This window comes from Actinosynnema sp. NPDC059797 (assembly GCF_042732085.1).
Taxonomy (GTDB): domain Bacteria; phylum Actinomycetota; class Actinomycetes; order Mycobacteriales; family Pseudonocardiaceae; genus Actinosynnema.
The window spans coordinates 1-17,027 of sequence record NZ_JBHWIE010000151.1; the positions used below are offsets into that span (position 1 = coordinate 1).

At 75.5% G+C, this 17,027-nt stretch carries 16 protein-coding genes; 4 read left to right on the plus strand and 12 right to left on the minus strand.

Annotated features, from left to right (window positions below):
• The 5 genes from ACFV4N_RS26875 to ACFV4N_RS26895 all read right to left on the minus strand — a co-directional run.
• On the minus strand, positions 1 to 661 hold a 661-nt coding region (locus ACFV4N_RS26875), incomplete at its 3' end, for an esterase/lipase family protein (RefSeq protein ID WP_499675375.1).
• A 38-nt stretch (positions 662 to 699) separates the two neighbouring features.
• On the minus strand, positions 700 to 2,052 hold the full coding sequence (locus ACFV4N_RS26880; RefSeq protein WP_499675376.1) for an alpha/beta hydrolase domain-containing protein: 1,353 nt from the start codon (positions 2,050 to 2,052) through the stop codon (positions 700 to 702).
• A 120-nt stretch (positions 2,053 to 2,172) separates the two neighbouring features.
• Complete coding sequence (locus tag ACFV4N_RS26885) at positions 2,173 to 2,826, minus strand: TetR/AcrR family transcriptional regulator (RefSeq protein ID WP_499675377.1); 654 nt, start codon at positions 2,824 to 2,826, stop codon at positions 2,173 to 2,175.
• A 43-nt stretch (positions 2,827 to 2,869) separates the two neighbouring features.
• Entirely contained in the window at positions 2,870 to 3,346 is a 477-nt protein-coding gene (locus ACFV4N_RS26890) for an AAA family ATPase (protein ID WP_499675378.1), read from the minus strand.
• A gap of 37 nt (positions 3,347 to 3,383) precedes the next feature.
• The gene (locus ACFV4N_RS26895) at positions 3,384 to 4,358 is read right to left on the minus strand and encodes a helix-turn-helix transcriptional regulator (protein ID WP_499675379.1); all 975 of its coding nucleotides are present in this window, start codon (positions 4,356 to 4,358) and stop codon (positions 3,384 to 3,386) included.
• Positions 4,359 to 4,493: 135 nt separating this feature from the next.
• Here ACFV4N_RS26895 and ACFV4N_RS26900 point away from each other — a divergent pair, with 135 nt between their 5' ends.
• Both ACFV4N_RS26900 and ACFV4N_RS26905 read left to right on the plus strand, forming a co-directional pair.
• Positions 4,494 to 4,889, plus strand: a complete 396-nt coding sequence (locus tag ACFV4N_RS26900) for a RidA family protein (protein ID WP_499675389.1) — start codon at positions 4,494 to 4,496, stop codon at positions 4,887 to 4,889.
• 236 nt (positions 4,890 to 5,125) lie between these two features.
• On the plus strand, positions 5,126 to 7,294 hold the full coding sequence (locus ACFV4N_RS26905; RefSeq protein ID WP_499675380.1) for an MMPL family transporter: 2,169 nt from the start codon (positions 5,126 to 5,128) through the stop codon (positions 7,292 to 7,294).
• Between the two features lie 3 nt (positions 7,295 to 7,297).
• Here the strand turns inward: ACFV4N_RS26905 and ACFV4N_RS26910 are convergent, their stop codons facing one another.
• Together ACFV4N_RS26910 and ACFV4N_RS26915 are read right to left on the minus strand one after the other, a co-directional pair.
• Complete coding sequence (locus ACFV4N_RS26910; RefSeq protein ID WP_499675381.1) at positions 7,298 to 7,864, minus strand: TetR/AcrR family transcriptional regulator; 567 nt, start codon at positions 7,862 to 7,864, stop codon at positions 7,298 to 7,300.
• A 133-nt stretch (positions 7,865 to 7,997) separates the two neighbouring features.
• The gene (locus ACFV4N_RS26915; RefSeq protein WP_499675390.1) at positions 7,998 to 8,951 is read right to left on the minus strand and encodes an NADP-dependent oxidoreductase; all 954 of its coding nucleotides are present in this window, start codon (positions 8,949 to 8,951) and stop codon (positions 7,998 to 8,000) included.
• A 139-nt stretch (positions 8,952 to 9,090) separates the two neighbouring features.
• On the opposite strand from ACFV4N_RS26915, the gene ACFV4N_RS26920 reads away from it, so the two are divergent.
• Positions 9,091 to 9,453, plus strand: coding sequence for a winged helix-turn-helix transcriptional regulator (locus ACFV4N_RS26920; protein WP_499675382.1), 363 nt, complete (start codon positions 9,091 to 9,093; stop codon positions 9,451 to 9,453).
• A 100-nt stretch (positions 9,454 to 9,553) separates the two neighbouring features.
• Here ACFV4N_RS26920 and ACFV4N_RS26925 read toward each other — a convergent pair whose 3' ends face one another.
• A complete protein-coding gene (locus ACFV4N_RS26925; protein WP_499675383.1) occupies positions 9,554 to 11,575 on the minus strand; it encodes a HelD family protein in 2,022 nt (673 codons plus the stop codon).
• 300 nt (positions 11,576 to 11,875) lie between these two features.
• Positions 11,876 to 12,817: a substrate-binding domain-containing protein gene (locus tag ACFV4N_RS26930; RefSeq protein WP_499675384.1), complete on the minus strand. Its 942-nt coding sequence runs from the start codon at positions 12,815 to 12,817 to the stop codon at positions 11,876 to 11,878.
• Between the two features lie 252 nt (positions 12,818 to 13,069).
• On the opposite strand from ACFV4N_RS26930, the gene wrbA reads away from it, so the two are divergent.
• A complete protein-coding gene (gene wrbA, locus ACFV4N_RS26935) occupies positions 13,070 to 13,690 on the plus strand; it encodes an NAD(P)H:quinone oxidoreductase (RefSeq protein ID WP_499675385.1) in 621 nt (206 codons plus the stop codon).
• Between the two features lie 114 nt (positions 13,691 to 13,804).
• On the opposite strand, the gene ACFV4N_RS26940 is transcribed toward wrbA, so the two are convergent.
• From ACFV4N_RS26940 to ACFV4N_RS26950, 3 genes are all read right to left on the minus strand, one after another.
• Complete coding sequence (locus ACFV4N_RS26940; RefSeq protein ID WP_499675386.1) at positions 13,805 to 14,881, minus strand: glycoside hydrolase family 10 protein; 1,077 nt, start codon at positions 14,879 to 14,881, stop codon at positions 13,805 to 13,807.
• 195 nt (positions 14,882 to 15,076) lie between these two features.
• A complete protein-coding gene (locus ACFV4N_RS26945; protein WP_499675387.1) occupies positions 15,077 to 15,892 on the minus strand; it encodes a DUF1684 domain-containing protein in 816 nt (271 codons plus the stop codon).
• Entirely contained in the window at positions 15,889 to 16,833 is a 945-nt protein-coding gene (locus tag ACFV4N_RS26950) for a TIGR03564 family F420-dependent LLM class oxidoreductase (RefSeq protein ID WP_499675388.1), read from the minus strand. Before ACFV4N_RS26950 ends, ACFV4N_RS26945 begins: the two co-directional genes overlap by 4 nt.
• Positions 16,834 to 17,027: the final 194 nt, after the last annotated feature.

The following is a 17,027-nucleotide window of genomic DNA, read 5'->3' on the forward strand; positions in this document are numbered from 1 at the left end:
CCAAGAATCTTATGCGCGGGAACCAGGTGACCATCCCGGCGATCTCGACCGCGGTCGGCGGTTCGGGCAGCACGCGCGTGGTGAGTGCGTCCCGGTCGCGCAGGAACCGGTGGACGTGCGCGAACCCCTCGGCCGAGGTGGTGGTCTCGGTGTGCCCCAGGGTGGTCAGGTACACGTTGGTGGCGCCGCCGATCGACCCGTTCGGCTGCAGGCTCCCCCACAGCGCCAGGGTGGGCACCCCGCCGGGCGGCGAGGCGCTGGAGCGGCCGTCCACGTTGACGTACCGGCGCACCAGGGCCGCCCGCTCCGGGGTGGCGAGGAAGGCGTGCATCACGGTCGTGCCCCGGGAGTGGGCGATGACGTCCACGGAGGGCGAGCCGGTGCGGGCGCGCACGTCGGCGAGGAACGCGTCGAGGCCGGCGACGGCCTGGGCGTTGTCGGCCACGGTGGTGTCGTACTCGTAGGCGTGCAGCAGGCGGTCCGGGTAGCCGTTGGTGGAGAACCGCTTGGCGTTGGACTGCCACTGCTGCGCCGAACCCTGCTGGCCGTGCACGAAGACGACCGGGACGGTGGGGGCGGGCGCGGTGGCCCCGGCGCGGGCCGGGGTCGGGGCCGCGGTCACCGACACCAGCAGCGCGACCACCACGGCTAGCTTCACCACGGCTAGCTTCACCACTGCGGGCCTCACCACTGCGGGCCTCACCGCGCACCCACCGCGTCGCGCAGGTTCTGCTTGGCGTCGGCCGGCAGCAGGTGACCCGCGTGGACGTTGGCGAGGTCGGCGGCCACCACACGCCGCACGTAGGCGGCCCGGTCGGGGTAGAGCCGCGCCAGGGTCTGCTCGTCGAACGGGACGTGCGTGCCGAACAGCCGGCAGAACGTCTCGCCCGAGTTGTCGCCGGTGTTGAGCGCGGTCGGCGCGGCGACCTGCGACAGCCGGATGCCGCCCAGCGCCAGGCCCAGCCCGTCGCGCTTCTTGGTCACGCCGTCGGCCTCGAACTCCAGCGGCCGCGCCGCGGGTGGTGGCGTGCCGCGCTCGACCCACCGCCGCAGGTGCTCGTAGGCCGCCGCGGTCACGTGGTGCACCGGGACCCGGCTGAACGGCGGCCGGTCGCAGTCGTACTCGGGCGCGCCGCCGAGGTCGCGCTCGGAGATCGGCTCCCGGTAGACCTGGCCGTGGTGGCCGGAGTGCGCCCCGCCCGCCACCTCCCAGCGGCGGAACCGGTCGGTGTCCGGCGGCCGCTGCGCGGTGCGCACGTCGGTCTCGGACAGCACCTGGAAGACGGGCTCGGCGCCGGCGCGCGTCGGGGCGGGGCCGACGATGAAGCCGTAGCCGTCGAACACCGGCTCCTGCCGGGGCAGGACGCGGTCGTAGAGCACGGTCATGCGCCCGGCGGACTGGGACGCGCCGACGGCCAGCAGCGTCCGCGCGCGCAGCCCGCCGGTGACCGAGCCGTTCGCGACGGCGCGCCCCGCCTGCGTGAACACGTCGTAGGACAGCTCGTCGGCGGTGAGGCGCCCGCCGCCGGTCACGTCCAGGTCCCCGTAGCGGACCGGGCTCCACGCCCGCAGCTGGTCGACCCCGACCCGCTGCGCCGACACCCCGATCCAGGCGTGGCCCTCGCGCACCACCGACTCGGCGTGCCACAGCGCGTCCAGGTCGTAGCCCGCGGTGACGTTCTGCCACTCGACCAGCGCGGTGCCGCTGAAGTCGCGCGCGTGCGCGGGGCGCCGCACCACGATCCGGGTCGCGTACGGCACGTCGTCGGCCACCGGCGCGCCGTCCGCGGCGAAGCCGTCGGCCGTGCCGGAGAGGTGGAACTCCTGCTCGACGTAGCCGGCGGCGGCCAGGTCGTCGGGGGTGGAGAAGAACGGGTAGGTGTCCTCGATCCGGTCCGCGAGCCGGTCCCCCGGCACCGTGCCGGGCAGCGGGCCGACCACCCGCGGCACGGGCGCGGTGACGGGTGACCCCGGTGCGGCCACCGCCACGGGGACGGCCGGGAGCAGGAGCCCCAGCAGGACCGCGAGCGGGATCGAGCGCCTCAGCGACATACCGACACTCCCTCGTCGTCGGGGAAGGGCACCTGCGAACCTGCCGGCCGTCGTCGGTGGAGCGCCAGCACGCGCCGGGATCGTGAGACCGCGGTCTCAGCGGTGGTCCCAGGGGTGGTCTCAGGGGTGTTGGAGCAGCACGGTCCGGGCGGCCCGCTCGACCAGGTCGGGGTCCAGCGGCGCGCCGCCCAGCAGTTCGGCGTAGATCGCGGACTCCACGATGCGCACGTAGAGGAACGCGACCTGGTCGAGCGCCGCGCGGTCGGGTCCCGGGCGGTCGGGTCCCGGGCGGTCGGGTCCCGGGCGGTCCGGTGCCGGGCGGTCCGGCCGCACGCCGCCCCACCCCGCCGTGGCGTCCTCGCCGCCGACCTCCAGCAGGATCCGCCGCTGCGCGCGGACCGCCCGCCGGTGCACCCCGGCCGGCTCACCGAACAGCACCCGGGCCGCCGTGTCGGGCTCGCCGCGCAGGAACGCGCGGAACGGCGTCGCCGCCCGCAGCCGGTCCACGAAGTAGCGGGTGACCTCCAGGACGCCCTCGACGCCGCCGTTCGCGCGCCGCTGCCGCGCCCGGACCAGTACCCGGTCGGCGAGCAGCCACAGCACGTCGCCGAGCAGCCCGTCCCGGCCGCGCACGACGCGGTACAGCGTCGCCCGGCTGATGGCGAGGGTCGCCGCCAGCCGCTCCATGTCCACCCCGCCGTGCCGGAGGAACAGCTCGCAGCCGGCCAGCACCACCTGCTCCCGGGTCACCACCCGGCGCGCGTCGTCCGCCATCGCCAACCCGCTTCCGCCGGACCACGCGCCCGGCCCACCCGCATCATGGCCCGGTCACGTCCGGCGGCGTAACGGTGAAACCGCCCGTGCCGTCGAAGGTCACCACGTGCAGCGCGTCGAAGCCCTCCTCGCGCGTGGGCGGTTCCAGGCGCTTCGCCGTGGCGAACAGGCCCACGTCGGGCACGCGGGCCCGGCCGGTCCGCTCGGCGTTGCGCCGCAGCGAGGCGTCCAGGTCGGGCGGGAACCAGTAGGCGACGACCGGCACGCCCGCGGCCCGCGCCAACCCGACCAGGGCCGCGCGCTCCTCGACCGAGGGGTTGGTGTTGTCCACCGCGACCGACCGGCCCTCCGCCAGCGCCTCCGCCACGACCCGCCGCTGCCGCGCCTCCTTCCGCCGGCCGTTGGGCCAGTGGTCCTTGCTCACGTGCAGGTGGGTGGGCGCGAGGTGGCGGGCGAAGAACGTGCTCTTGCCCGACGCCTGCAACCCCACCAGCACCGCCAACCGCGCCACGTCGGGCATCCTCCCGGAACGTTCCGCCGGCACCGCGTGTCGGCGCTCAGGCGGGCGCGCCGTAGCGGGCGGCGATGGCGGCGGCGCGGTCGCGCAGCGCGGTGCGCAACCACCCCGGTGACAGGGCTTCCGCGTTCGTGGCGAGCTGCCACAGCGCCCACTCGGCGTGGCGCGGGTCCTGGAAGGTCACCTCCAGCCGCAGCCGACCGTCATCGTCGGTCCCCTCGGCGAGGACGGCCAGCGCGGTGCCCACCAGCTCCTCCCGCCGCGCCGGGTCCACCCGGACCAGCGCGGTGACCTGGTCGCCGCCGGTCCGGAACCGCGTGCCGCGCTCCTGCCAGGCCCGGTCCAGGTCGACCCGGTCCGCCCGCCGCGCGGGTTCGTCCAGCTCCTCGGCGGCCAGCACCCGGGACAGCCGGTAGGTGCGGTCCTCGCCGGACCTCGTGGCCAGCAGGTAGCCCTGGTCGCGCACGGTGACCAGGCCGATCGGGTCCACCGTGCGCCACCGGGGCGGCTGGTCCACGGCCGCGTAGCGCAGGCGCAGCCGGCGCCCGGCGAACACCGCGCGCCGGATCTCGGCCACCACGGCGTCGGGCACCTCGTCGGCGACCACGCGCCGCGAGAGCAGGTCGGTCTCCGGGTCGATGAGCAACCGCTCGGCCACGCCGTCCGCGGCGGCCCGGTGGCCCTCGGGCAGCGCGTCGACCACCTTGAGCATCGCGGACGCGAGCGCCGAGCCGAGGCCGAACGCCTGCGCGCCGCGCCGTGACCCGGCGATCAGCAGGGCCAGCGCCTCGTCGTGGTTCAGCCCCGTCAGCTCCGTCCGGAAACCGGGCAGCAGCGCGAAACCGCCGTGCCGGCCGCGTTCGGCGTAGACCGGGACGCCGGCCGCGGACAGCGCCTCGACGTCGCGCAGCACGGTGCGGGTGGACACCTCCAGCTCGCGGGCGAGCGTGGCGGCGGACAGCCGACCGCGCCGGCGCAGCAGCAGCACCAGCGAGACCAACCGGTCGGCGCGCACGCGAAAACCCTACTGGAATACACGACACAGGGTGTCGTGATTCGCGGGGAGGCTGCTCGCACGACGTCGGTGCCGGCGGCTGCCGAGCCGCCGGGCGCGCGTGGCGTCAACGGATCGAATGGAGCAGATGTGGCTGTGGAACGAACGGCGGTCAACCCGTGGACGTGGTCCGCGGAGCTGGGCTACCACCAGGGGGAGGTCGTCTCCGGGCAGACCCGGACCCTGTACTGCGCCGGGCAGACCGCGATGGGCGGCGACGGCGAGCCCCGGCACGCCGGTGACATGGCGGCGCAGGTGGCGCTGAGCCTGGACAACCTGGAGGCCGTCCTCGCCGAGGCCGGCATGTCCCTCGCCAACCTCGTGCGGCTCAACGTCTACACCACCGACGTGGACCTGCTCTTCCGGCACTACGGCGTGCTGGCGTCGCGGTTGGGCGCCGCCGGGGTGGCGCCGACGACCACGATGCTCGGGGTGACGCGGTTGGCGATCCCGACCCTGATGGTCGAGCTGGAGGGGACCGCCGTCGCGTGACGCGCCCCGTCCCCGCCGCTCCCGGCGAGCGGCGGGGGCGGGGTTCGCCGGTCCGCGTCGGTGGTGCGCGTCGGGTGGTCCGGTCACGCCCTGCCGGGTCCCCCACCCCGGTGGACCACCCGCGCGGGCGGTTTTCGACCGCTCCGGTCGGAAACCCGGGTCCGAAAAGACCAACGGCGGGACTCGGCGGGACGCGGCGTCGGACCGACGCCCGCGACCCCGGAACGGACCTGATCATGGCAACACTGCTGCACCGCCTCGGGCTCGCGTCGGTCCGCCGCCGAGGCGTGGTGGTCGTCGTCTGGCTGCTGGTGCTGCTCGGGGTCGGCGCGGCCGCGCTCACGCTGTCCGACGAGACCACCGACGCCTTCGAGATACCCGGCCAGGAGTCGACCACCGCGCTGGACCTCCTCTCCGAGCGGTTCGGCGACACGTCCTCGGGCGCCGAGGCGCAGGTCGTCGTGCGCGCCCCGGACGGCGGCGCGATCACCGACCCCGCCACGGCCCGGCGGGTGTCCGAGCTGGTCGGCGAGCTGGGGCGGCTGCCCGGTGTCGGGTCGGCGACCAACCCGCTCGACCCGGCGTCACCGGTGGTCTCCCCCGACCGGCGCGCGGCCTACAGCACCGTCACCTACACGACGCAGGCCGCCGAGGTCACGGACGACCAGCGCGCGGCGCTGCTGGACGCGGTCGACCGCGCGCGGGGCGGCGGCCTGGACGTGGAGGCGCGCGGCGACGCCACCCAGGAACCCGTCTCCGTCGGCGGACCGGCCAGGGCGATCGGCGTGGTCGTGGCGCTGGTCGTGCTGGCGGTCACCTACGGCTCCCTGGTCACCGCGGGCATGAACCTGCTGACCGCGGGCGTGGGCGTCGGGGTCGGGGCGCTGGGCATCAGCGCGCTGACCGGCGTGGTGCAACTCCAGTCGACCACGCCGATCCTGGCGATGATGCTCGGATTGGCCGTGGGCATCGACTACGCGCTGTTCATCGTCACCCGGCACCGGCACGAGCTGCTGTCCGGCCGGTCGGTGCCGGAGGCGGCGGCGACGGCGGTCGGCACCGCCGGGTCCGCCGTGGTGACCGCGGGCCTGACCGTGGTGATCGCGCTGTGCGGGCTGGCGGTGACCGGCATCCCGTTCCTGACCGAGATGGGCCTGGCCGCCGCGGCGACCGTGGTCATCGCCGTCCTGGTCGCGGTCACGCTGGTCCCGGCGATGCTCGGGTTCATCGGCGCCCGCGCGCTGCCGCGCAAGGCCCGCGAGGCACCCGCAGAGCACGCAGAGCACGCCGAACAGCCCGACCGCGGCTTCTACCGCGGCTGGGCGACCGCGGTGACCCGCCACCGCTGGACGAGCCTGCTGGTCGCGGTCGTCGTGCTCGGCGTGGTCGCGGTCCCGGTGCTGTCGATGCGCACCTCGCTGATCCAGCACCCGGCGCCCGACACCACGCAGGCCCGCGCCGACCGGCTGGTCTCCGACCACTTCGGCCCCGGCTTCACCGGCCCCCTGCTGGTGCTGGTCGACGGAGCCGACGCCGCGCCGCGGTCGGCGGAGGTCCGCGAGCAGGCCGCCGCGCTGCCCGACGTGTCCCTGGTGACCCCTCCGCGGCTCAACGCCGACCAGTCGGCCGCGCTGCTCACCGTCATCCCGTCCTCCGCGCCCGACGACGACGCGACCGAGGAGCTGGTGCACGCGCTGCGCGACCGGATCGCCGACACCGACGGCGCCCGCGTGTACGTCACCGGCGCCACCGCGGTCAGCATCGACGTGTCCCACCAGCTCGACCGCGCCCTGCCGGTCTACCTGGTGCTGGTCGTGGGCCTCGCGCTGGTCCTGCTGGTCCTGGTGTTCCGCTCCATCCCGGTCCCGGTGGTCGGCGTGCTGGGCTTCCTGCTGACCATCGGCGCGGCGCTGGGCGCGACCACGGCGGTGTTCCAGTGGGGCTGGCTGGCCGACGTGGTCCAGGCGGGCAGCACCGGCCCGCTGATGAGCCTGTCGCCGATCATCATCGTCGGCATCCTGTTCGGCCTGGCGATGGACTACCAGGTGTTCCTGGTCTCCCGCATGCACGAGGCGCACGCGCACGGCGAGGAACCCCGCCGGGCGGTGGTGACCGGGTTCCGGCAGGCCGCGCCCGTCGTGGTCGCGGCGGCGGCCATCATGTTCTCCGTGTTCGCCGGTTTCGTGCCCGAGGGCGACGACGCGATCAAGCCGATCGCGTTCGGCCTGGCCACCGGCGTGCTGTTCGACGCCGTGGTGGTGCGCATGGTCGCCGTGCCCGCCGCGCTGGCGCTGCTGGGCCGGGCCGCGTGGTGGCTGCCCGGCTGGCTGCGCGGGTTGCCGAGGCTGGACGTGGAGGGGACCGCGCTGGCCGAGCGGGAGAGCGTGATGTCCACAAAGGACTGAGTGTCACCCGTCCGTGCGACGCGGGTGCCCCAGGGCGTCGCAGGCCAGGTCCACGAGGTGGCCGACCTCGTCCGGCGACGGCGGCTCGCGCAGGGCTGCGCGCGCCACCACCAGCGCGCCCAGCGCCCCGACCACCCGCAGGCCGCGGGGCAGGTCGGTGTCGGCGGTGACGGCGAACGCCTCGACGAGGGCCGACACCACGGGCCGGAGCACGACCGCCTCCTCCCCGTCCGGCGCGGTGGCCAGCCCGGACAGGATCAGCTCCGCGAAACCCGGCCGCCGCAGCGCCAGCTCGGCCAGCGCGGCGAGCGCCTCGCGGTCCCGGTCCGGGCCCGGCGGCCGGTGCGCGACCCCGGCGGTGATCATCCGCACCTCGACGAGGCACCGCTGGACCACCGCGCCGCGCAACGCCTCCTTGGACGGGTAGTGGTGCAGCAGGCCGGCCTTGGAGAAGCCGACCACCTCGGCGACGCGCCGCAGCGACGTCTCCTCGAACCCGTGCCGGGCGAAGAGCGCCGCGGCCCCGTCGACGACCTGGTCGTCGAGCTGCTGGGGCGTCCGGCGGGGCACGGCACCCACTGTAGGCCGGTGGGCGGCGCGGTGCGGGGCGAACGACCCGGAACGCCTCCGCCGGTGTCCATTGTGGACTGGAGGCGTGCCCGTGGAGCGCGGGCGGTGACCCGGGGGACGACCCAGGGGTGGCTCAGGGGGCGACCCGCAGCACGAGCTTGCCCCGCACGCGCCCGCCGGCCAGCAGCTCGTGCGCCCGCGCGGCCCGCTCCAGCGGCAGCACCTCCGCCACCTCGACCTCGACCACGCCCTCGTCGATCAGCCCGGCCAGGCGCGCCAGCGCGGCGCCGTCCGGTTCGACCAGGAACGAGCGGGCCCGCACGCCCCGCTCCCGCGCCGCCTCGGCCAGCTCGGGCGACACCCCGCTGGGCACGGCGACCAGCAGCCCGCCGGGTGCCAGCGTGGCCAGGGACCTGGTGCTCGTGCCGTCCACCTCGTCGCCGACCAGGTCCACCACGACGTCCACGTCCCGGATCGCGTCCTCGAAGCGGGTGGCGGTGTAGTCCACGACCTCGTCCGCGCCGATCCCGCGCAGCCAGTCGTGCTTGTCGGCGCGGGCGGTGCCGATGACGTGCGCGCCCAGGTGCCTGGCGAGCTGGACGGCGAAGTGGCCGACGCCACCGGCGGCGGCGTGGACCAGCACCCGCTGCCCGGCGCGCACGCCGGCCGCGTCCACCAGGACCTGCCAGGCGGTCAGCGCGGCCAGCGGCACCGCGGCGGCCGCGTCGTGGTCGAGGGTCTTCGGCTTGCGGGCGAAGTGCCGCGAGGGCGCGGTGACGTACTCGGCGTAGCCGCCGGCGGCGCGCGGGAACCACGGCATCCCGTAGACCTCGTCGCCGACCTCCAGGGTGTGCACCCCGAAGCCGACCTCCTCCACCACCCCGGACACGTCCCAGCCCACCGTGAACGGCGGCTCGCCGAGGACGCCGGCCATCCCGCCCCCGCCCCTGGTCTTGTGGTCGACCGGGTTCACCCCGGCCGACACGACGCGGACCAGCACCTCCGTCGGCAGCGGCGCGGGTCGCGGCACGTCGGCCACCCGCAGCACGTCGGGACCGCCGAACACGTCCTGGACGACGGCGCGCATGGTGCTCATGGAATTCCCTCCCACCGGCCGGGCCCCGCGCCCGGCGACAGCCGGAACGCTATGCCCGAGGGAGTAGTAACCCGCAAGGGGAACTACTATCCAAAAGGAAGCATGCAGTTCAGAGGCGAGGAGAGCAGCGGTGACGGCGACCTGCCCGACCGGACAGCACGACAAGCACGACGTCTACGCCGCCCAGTGCCCGTGCCGCGAGGTGCTCGACCTGCTGGCCAACAAGTGGTCGGCGCTGGCCATCGGCGCGCTGGAGGCCGGACCGCAGCGCTTCGGCGCGCTCCAGCGCCACCTGGAGGGCGTGAGCCCCAAGGTGCTGACCACCACCCTGCGCCGCCTGGAGGACGGCGGTTTCGTCAACCGCACGGTGTACCCGGCCGTGCCGCTGCACGTGGAGTACGAGCTGACCGCGCTGGGTCGGGGCGTGGCCCGGCCGCTGGGCGCGCTGCGGAACTGGGTGGAGGAGCACCTGCACGAGATCGGCCCGGCCTGAGGCCGGCGCCGGCCCCTCCACCTCAGCGGGAACACCCGTCCGCCGGCACCCCCTCGCCCGCCAGCGTTCGACCTCCCGCTCCGCCGGCACCCCCTGCCCGTCAGCGTTTGACCTCCCGCACGGCCGCCAGCTCGGCGGGTGGCGGGCCGGGGTGCACGATGCCCAGCAGGCGGGTCGTCCTGGTCATCGCGACGTACAGGTCGTGGTGGCCGAGTGGTCCGCCGGCGAGGATCGCCGCCGGGTCGACGACCAGGACCGCGTCGAACTCCAGCCCCTTGGCGCGGCCCGGGGTGAGCAGGGCGGCCCCGTCCGGCAACCCCGCCGCCAGGGCGTCGTGGCGGGCGGCGGGCGCGATGACCGCGAGCGGGCCCCCGTCGTGCGCGCCGGCGATCCGGGCGACGAGCGCGGGCAGCCCGTCGGGCGTGGTGCGCACGCGCCACGGCGGCTCACCGGTCGAGCGGACCGACCGGGGCGGGCTCAGCTCGGGGTGGTGGGTGGCGAGCAGGGCGGCGGCGACCTCCATGACCTCCGCCGGGGTGCGGTAGTTGACCGTCAGCTCGGCCAGTTCCCAGCGGTCGCCCACGTGCGGCCGCAGCACGTCCGCCCACGAGGACGCGCCCGCCGGGTTCCCGGTCTGGGCGAGGTCGCCGACCACGGTCATCGACCGGCTCGGGCACCGGCGCACCACCGCCCGCCACGCCATCTCCGACAGCTCCTGCGCCTCGTCCACGACCACGTGCCCGAACACCGCCCGCGCGCCGCCGCCGCGGATCAGGGCGTCGGCCTCGTCCAGCAGCGGCACGTCCTCGGCGCTCCACCCCTCCCCCGGCGTGCCGAGCAGGTCGCCCACCACGCCCTCCGGCGTCAGCGGCGGCCACAGCCCGTCGAGCGCGGACCGGACGCCGGCGTCGGCGAGCAGGGCGTCCCGCAGGGCGGCCCGGTCGGTCTCGTCCAGCAGGGTCCGCGGGCCGTCGTCATCGTCGTCGTCCAGCACCACGCCCGCGGCCGCCAGGGCGCGGAGGTCGGCCTCGCCGAGCCGCCCGTCCGGGCTGCCGCCGTCGATCGCCTCGCCGGTGTCGGTGAGCACGACCCCCTCCAGGAGGTCGGCCAGGTCGCGCGCCAGCGCGTCCACGACCTCGCGCTGGAACACCAGCCCGGCCTGGTCGTGCGGCAGCCCGGTCCGCCGGGCCGCCCGCACGGCGCGGCGGCACGTCCCCGGGTCGAGCCGCAGCACCAGGCGCTCGAACTCGACCTCGACCGGCCGGTCGGGGACCCGGACCCGGGACCGCACCTCGGCCGCCAGCCGCTCGGCCAGGTCCGCCCGGCCCTTGCGCCAGGCGGTCTCCGGCGGGTCGACCCGGCTGACCCGGACGCCCGGCAGCAGGTCGGCGACGGTCGTGGTCACCACGTCGTGCTCGCCGAGGCCGGGCAGCACCTGGCCGATGTGGTCGAGGAAGACCCGGCTGGGCCCCACGACCAGGACACCGCGGTCGCGCAGGTGCCGGTGCGCGTACAGCAGGTGGGCCACCCGGTGCAGCGCGACGGCGGTCTTGCCGGTGCCCGGACCGCCCTGCACCACCAGCACCCCGCGGTGCGCGTGCCGGACGACCCGGTCCTGCTCGGCCCGCAGGGTCGCGACGACCTCCCGCAGCCCGCCGGTCACCGCCGCGAGCAGCGCCGCCTGCCCGACCACGACCAGGTCGCCGCCGGCGTGGTCCGGGTCGAGCAGCTCGTCGTCCAGGGCGACGACCGCCCGGTCCCGCGTGGTGATGTGCCGCCGGCGCCGGACGCCGTGCGGTTCGACGGCCGTCGCCGCGTAGAACGGCCGGGCGGCGGGCGCGCGCCAGTCCACCAGCAGGGGTTCGCCCTCGCCCTCCCGGAACAGCCCCAACCGGCCCACGTAGACGCGGCGGCCGTCGTGCAGGTCCAGCCGCCCGAAGCACAGCCCGTGCTCCACCGCGTCCAGCCTGGTCGCCTCCGCGCGCCAGACCGCCTCCGCGCCGTCGTCGCCGGCGCGCCGCGCGGCCGCCAGGCGTTCCGCCGCCTCGCGGCGCAGGGCGTCCAGGTGCGCGTACAGCTCGGTGAGGTGCTGCTGTTCCAGGTCGAACTCGCTGGTGCTCACGCCGCTGCTCCTCCGTGAACCGGTGAACCGGTGGTCCGGTGGCACAGAGGGTGCGGGTGGCCGGCGCGCGGGAACAGTCTTGTTCTTCCGCGCCGCGTCAGCCGCGCCGGGAACCGCGAGGTCGGGGCGCGGTGAAGAACTTCACCAGGGCGCGGGTTGCGTGGTCGGCGGCTGCCCGGGTCGGCCGGCGCGGGTTCGGTCGGGCCGGGTTCGGTCGGACCGGGTTCGACGGGGTGACCGGGTGCGATCACCGGCTCGTCGGGCGCCGGTCCCGCGCCCCGCGATCGGGCGAGGGGCGGGTCAGGGCCGTCCCGTCGAGGACCGGACGACCAGTTCGGTGGCCAGTTCGACGCGCCCGGCGGCGGGTGGCCGCCCCTGGATCAGGTCGCCCAGCAGCCACCCCGCGCGCCTGCCCATCTCGGCGAGCGGCTGGCGGACGGTGCTCAGCTCGGGCGAGGACCGCCCGGCCGCCGGCAGGTCGTCGAAGCCGATCACGCTCAGGTCGCCGGGCACCGACAGCCCCGCCGCGCGGGCCGCGTCGATCACGCCGAGGGCCTGCTCGTCGTTGGCCGCGAAAACGGCCGTGGGACGCCGGGGCAGGGCGAGCAGTTCGCGCGCCTCCCGGTAGCCGCCCTCGCGGCTGAAGTCGGCGTGGCGCACCAGCGCGGCGTCCGGTCGGACACCGGCGCGGGCGAGCGCGGCGCGGAACCCGTCGAGGCGGGCGTCGCTGCACAGCACGTCGCGCGGGCCGCCGACGACGGCGATGCGGCGGTGCCCGAGCGACAGCAGGTGCCGGGCCGCCGTCGCGCCGCCCTCCCGGTTGGCCGCGCCGACGCTCGGCAGTCCCGGACCGGGCACGTCGACGGGGTCGATGAGCACCACCGGCATCCGGGCGTCGGCGAGCACGCGCCGCTCGTCCGCGCCGAGCGGGCACAGCACCAGCAGCGCGCCGGCCCGGCGGGCCTCGACCAGCCCGGTGGCCAGCGACCGGCACCGGCCGCCCAGCGCGGACATCACCACGTCCAGGCCGGAGTCCACCACGCCGCGCATCAGCTCCATGGCCCAGGAGCTGTTCAACGCGGGCAGGACCAGCTCGACCAGCGGCGCGGACCGGTGCGGCGCGGCGGGTCCGTGCGGCCGCCGCCTGGTCGACGGGCTGACGCGGCACCCGCGACGGGCGACCCCGGCCACTGCGGCGGGCGGAACTCCTGTCGCGGCGCGACCCATCGTCAGTCGACACATGGCCCCGATAGTATCGATATTTGTGCGAAAGACAATCATCGGCCTGAGCAGCGAAGATGTTCCGATTTCCTGAATCGATGCAACCCTTGACAGGTCAACTTGGCGTAGTTCAGCGAAAATGGATCGCAAATAGTTTCGCAACAGTTCGAAAGCGGTGACCCGATCAGGTCCACTTCCGGGATCGAGGTGAGGCCCGCACCCCAGCGGGTACGCCACCCCCTGACCCCCGACCACGCCGAACCGGGAGAGCCGATGTCGGACCTGAAGACCGCTGTCATCTACTACTCCGCCACCGGCAGCGTGCACGCCCTGGCGCAGGCCGCCGCCAAGGCCGCCGAACACGCCGGGTCGGAAGTGCGGCTGCGGAAGGTGCGGGAACTCGCGCCCGAGGAGGCGATCGCCAGCAACCAGGGCTGGGCGACCCACGCCAAGCAGACCCAGGACCTCCCCGAGGCGACCCTGGACGACCTGGAGTGGGCCGACCTGCTGGTCTTCGGCAGCCCCACCCGGTTCGGCCTGCCCTCGGCGCAGCTCAAGCAGTTCCTGGACACGGCGGGCCCGCTGTGGGGCGCGGGCAAGCTGGTCAACAAGGTGGCGACCTCGTTCACCTCGGCGGCCACCGCGCACGGCGGCCAGGAGACCACGATCACCGCGATCAACAACGTCTTCTACCACTGGGGCTGCATCCTCGTCCCGCCCGGCTACGCCGACCCGATCCAGTTCCAGGCCGGCAACCCGTACGGCACCAGCCACGTCTCCAACAACGGCCAGGTGCCGCCCGGCCAGGTGGAGCTGGACGCGATCGCGTTCCAGGCGCGCCGCGCGGTGGAGATCACGCGCGCGCTGAAGACCGGCCTGGCGGCGTCGGCGTAGCCGGGAGGCGGGCGGAGCGCGGGAGGCGCGACCGAGCTGCCCGTCCCGGCGGCCGGGAGGCGGGCTGTCCCGTCGGCCCCCGTCCGCCCCCTCCGCCCCCCAGCAGCCCCGCGATCAGCCGGCGAGCAGCGCGAACAGCGTCGCCCAGTAGGCGGGCTTCCGCTCACCTCGGCCGTCGAACAGGAGCGGGGTGCCCGAGGCCCGCCACGAGTCGGTGTCGCGGACGCCCCACACCGTGATCCCGGTGCACCGGGGCACCGAGAGGCAGTCCTGGACGACCCGGCGGTAGCTGTCGGCCTGCGCCGCGCCGGAACCCTCGACGTCCAGCTCGGTGAGCTGCACGTCCACGCCGAGCGCGGCGAAGTTCCGCAGCGTGGTCCGGAAATCGGCGGGCAGCGGGTTGACGCCGTTGAAGTGCGCCTGGATGCCGACGCAGTCGATGGGCACGCCGCGGGACCTGAAGTCCTGCACCATCCGGTGCACGGCCTGGGTCTTGGCGTGCGCCCAGTCCTCGATGTTGTAGTCGTTGTAGCAGAGCTTCGCGCCCGGGTCCGCAGCCCGCGCGGTGCGGAACGCCGCCTCGATCCAGTCGTCGCCGGTGCGCTGGAAGCTGGAGTCGCGCCGCCTCCCGGAGGTGCCGTCGGCGAACGCCTCGTTCACCACGTCCCACGAGTGGATCCTGCCGCGGTAGTGGGACACGACCCCGGTGACGTGGTCCAGCATCGCCTGCCGCAGCGCGGCGCCGGTCAGGTTCTGCAACCAGCCCGGCAGCCCCGAGTGCCACAGCAGGGTGTGGCCGCGGACCTCCTTGCCCCGCGCGAGGGCGTGGTCGACGATGCGGTCGGCGTTGCCGAAGGAGAACTCGCCCCGCCTCGGCTCGGTGGCGTCGAGCTTCAGCTCGTTCTCGGGCGTGACCACGTCGAACTCGCGGTCGAGGATCGCCGCGTACACCGGGTCGTCCAGCTTGTTCGCGGCCACGGCGGCGCCGAAGTAGCGGCCGGTCCGGTTCGCCGCGGCGGCCAGGGTCGGCGGCCACGCGGCGTCCCGGACACCCGGACCGCCGCCGGAACCGGCGGGGGCGGCGGTGGCGGGCAGGGTGGCGAGCAGGAGGCTCGCGGCCACGACGGCCACGACGGCCACGACGGCCACGACGGGCACGACGGCTAAGAGGGCCTTGGGGGATCTGCGCACTCGACGAGTCCTTTCCGGACGGACGCGGGGCGCGGCTCCGCCACCGGTCGGTGGCCGAGCCGGGCGCCGGTGCGTGCTCGCGCGAGGAGCACGATCGTCGGGCGGTTCCCTCGAGCGGGTCAAGGCTTGTCGCAAGCTTGCGCAACCTCGCGCGACCCGACCCGGGGGTGTGCTCCCCGGGCCGGGTCCGCGCCGTCAGGAGCGCTCGTGCGGCGTCTTCTCCCCCGCCTCGACCGCGAACGGCAGCCGGTTGCCCTCGGGCGGCAGCGGGCACGTGGCGAAGTCGGTGAAGGCGCACGGCAGGTTCACCGCGCGGGTGAAGTCCAGCACCACCGCGCCGTCCTCGCCCGGCGGCGGCACGGACAGCGACCGGTTCGCCGCGTAGGTGGTCACCCCGCTGGTGGCGTCGGTGAACAGGATGCTCAGCCCGCCGTCCTTGCCGTTGAACGCGGTCAGCGCGTGCTCCTCGCCGCCGTGCCGGAACCGCACCACGCCGGGCGCGGTGTAGACGTGGGTCAACCCCTCCACGACCGCGCCGACGGTCGTGGGCCGGGGCTCGTCGAAGGGCTCGTAAGTACCGGTGAGCACCCACTCCGGCCGCGGCTCGTAGGCGGGCACGCCGCGGAACCCCTTCAGCACGGGCGCCTCCGGGTCGTGCACCCGGATCAGGTAACCGCCGCGCCGGGCCACCTCGACCTCCACGCCGCCGGCCGTCACCCGGACCCCCGGCCCGCTCTGGACCAGCGCGAACCGCAGCGGCGCGGTGACCGGCTCACCCTCGTGGAGGACGCCCTCCGCCCCCCTCGGGTCGAAGTGCGCCGCCTCCTCGTCCTGCCACCACACGCCGGGCAGCCCGGGGTAGGCCCGGGGCGCGTCCTCCAGCCAGTCCAGCGAGACCAGCGCCAGCCAGCCGTACGGGTCGGCCAGGTCCCGCTCCCGCTCCTCCTTCCACGCGCGCCAGTCCTCGACGAACCGCTCCACGTCCACCCGCTCGCCCACCACACCGGTCACCGGGCACCCCTTTCCACGAAGTCGTTCCCCTTGCTCGCCAGCTCACCCAGGAACCGCCACGTCCGCAGCCGGTCCTCGTCACCCGCCAGCGCGGTCTGCGTCGCCACGATCGACGTCGCGCCCGCGTCCCCGTACCGGCGCAGCTCCGCCGCCACGGCGTCCTCGTCGCCGATCACCGCCAGTTCGGCGGCCGACGCCACGCCCTCCAGCTCGATCACCCGCCGGTAGGACGGGATGCCGTCGTAGAACGAGAGCGCCGCCACGGCTTCGGCACGGGCCCGCTCCACGTCGTCGGTCACCACCACCGGCACCGCCGCCACCACCCTCGGGTCCCCCGGCGAGGCGCGGCGCAACTCGGGCACGACGTGGTCGGCCAGGGCCCGGGGCCCGGCCAGGAACGGCAGGATGCCGTCGGCCAACTCCCCCGCCGCCCGCAGCGCCAGCGGGGCCATCGCCGCGACCAGCAACGGCGCGGGCTCGGCGCCCGGCAACGCCGCGGGCACCGGCGTGCGCGCGGTCAGCGTCTCGCCCGCGAAGTCCACCGACCCCGTGGCCAGCACCTCCCGCAGCACGGTCAGGTACTCGCGCAGGTGCGCGGCGGGCCGCTCGTGCGGCACCCCGTAGACGGGCTCGACGAACGACTTCGCGCCCAGCCCCACCCCCAGCGTGAACCGCCCGCGGGTGGCCGCCTGGGCGGTCTGCGCCGCCGCGGCGACGGTGAGCGGGTGCCTGCCGTAGATCGGCACGATCGACGTGCCCACCGCCAGCTCCGGCACCTCCCGCCCCACGAGGGCGGCCAGCGCGATCGCGTCGTAGTCGAAGAGCTGCGGGAACCAGGCCGAGCGCAGCCCCAGCTCGGCGACCAGCCGCGCGTCCGCCACCACCTCGTCGACGAGGTTGGCCCCCGCCCGGCCGGCGGGTAACACCACACCGATGTCCATGCCCGCATCAACCGGGCCGCCGCCGCCCCTCATTCCACGTCCCGCGATGTGGGAACGACGTGGTCACGCGGGCCGGCCGGCCCCCCCCCCGGTGGGGCCGGCCCCGGGGAGGAGGGCGTCAACGTGAAGACCCGCCGCCACGGGGTGGGGCCCCCCCCCCAGGAGTGCGAATAAAAACAAAAGGACCAGACCCC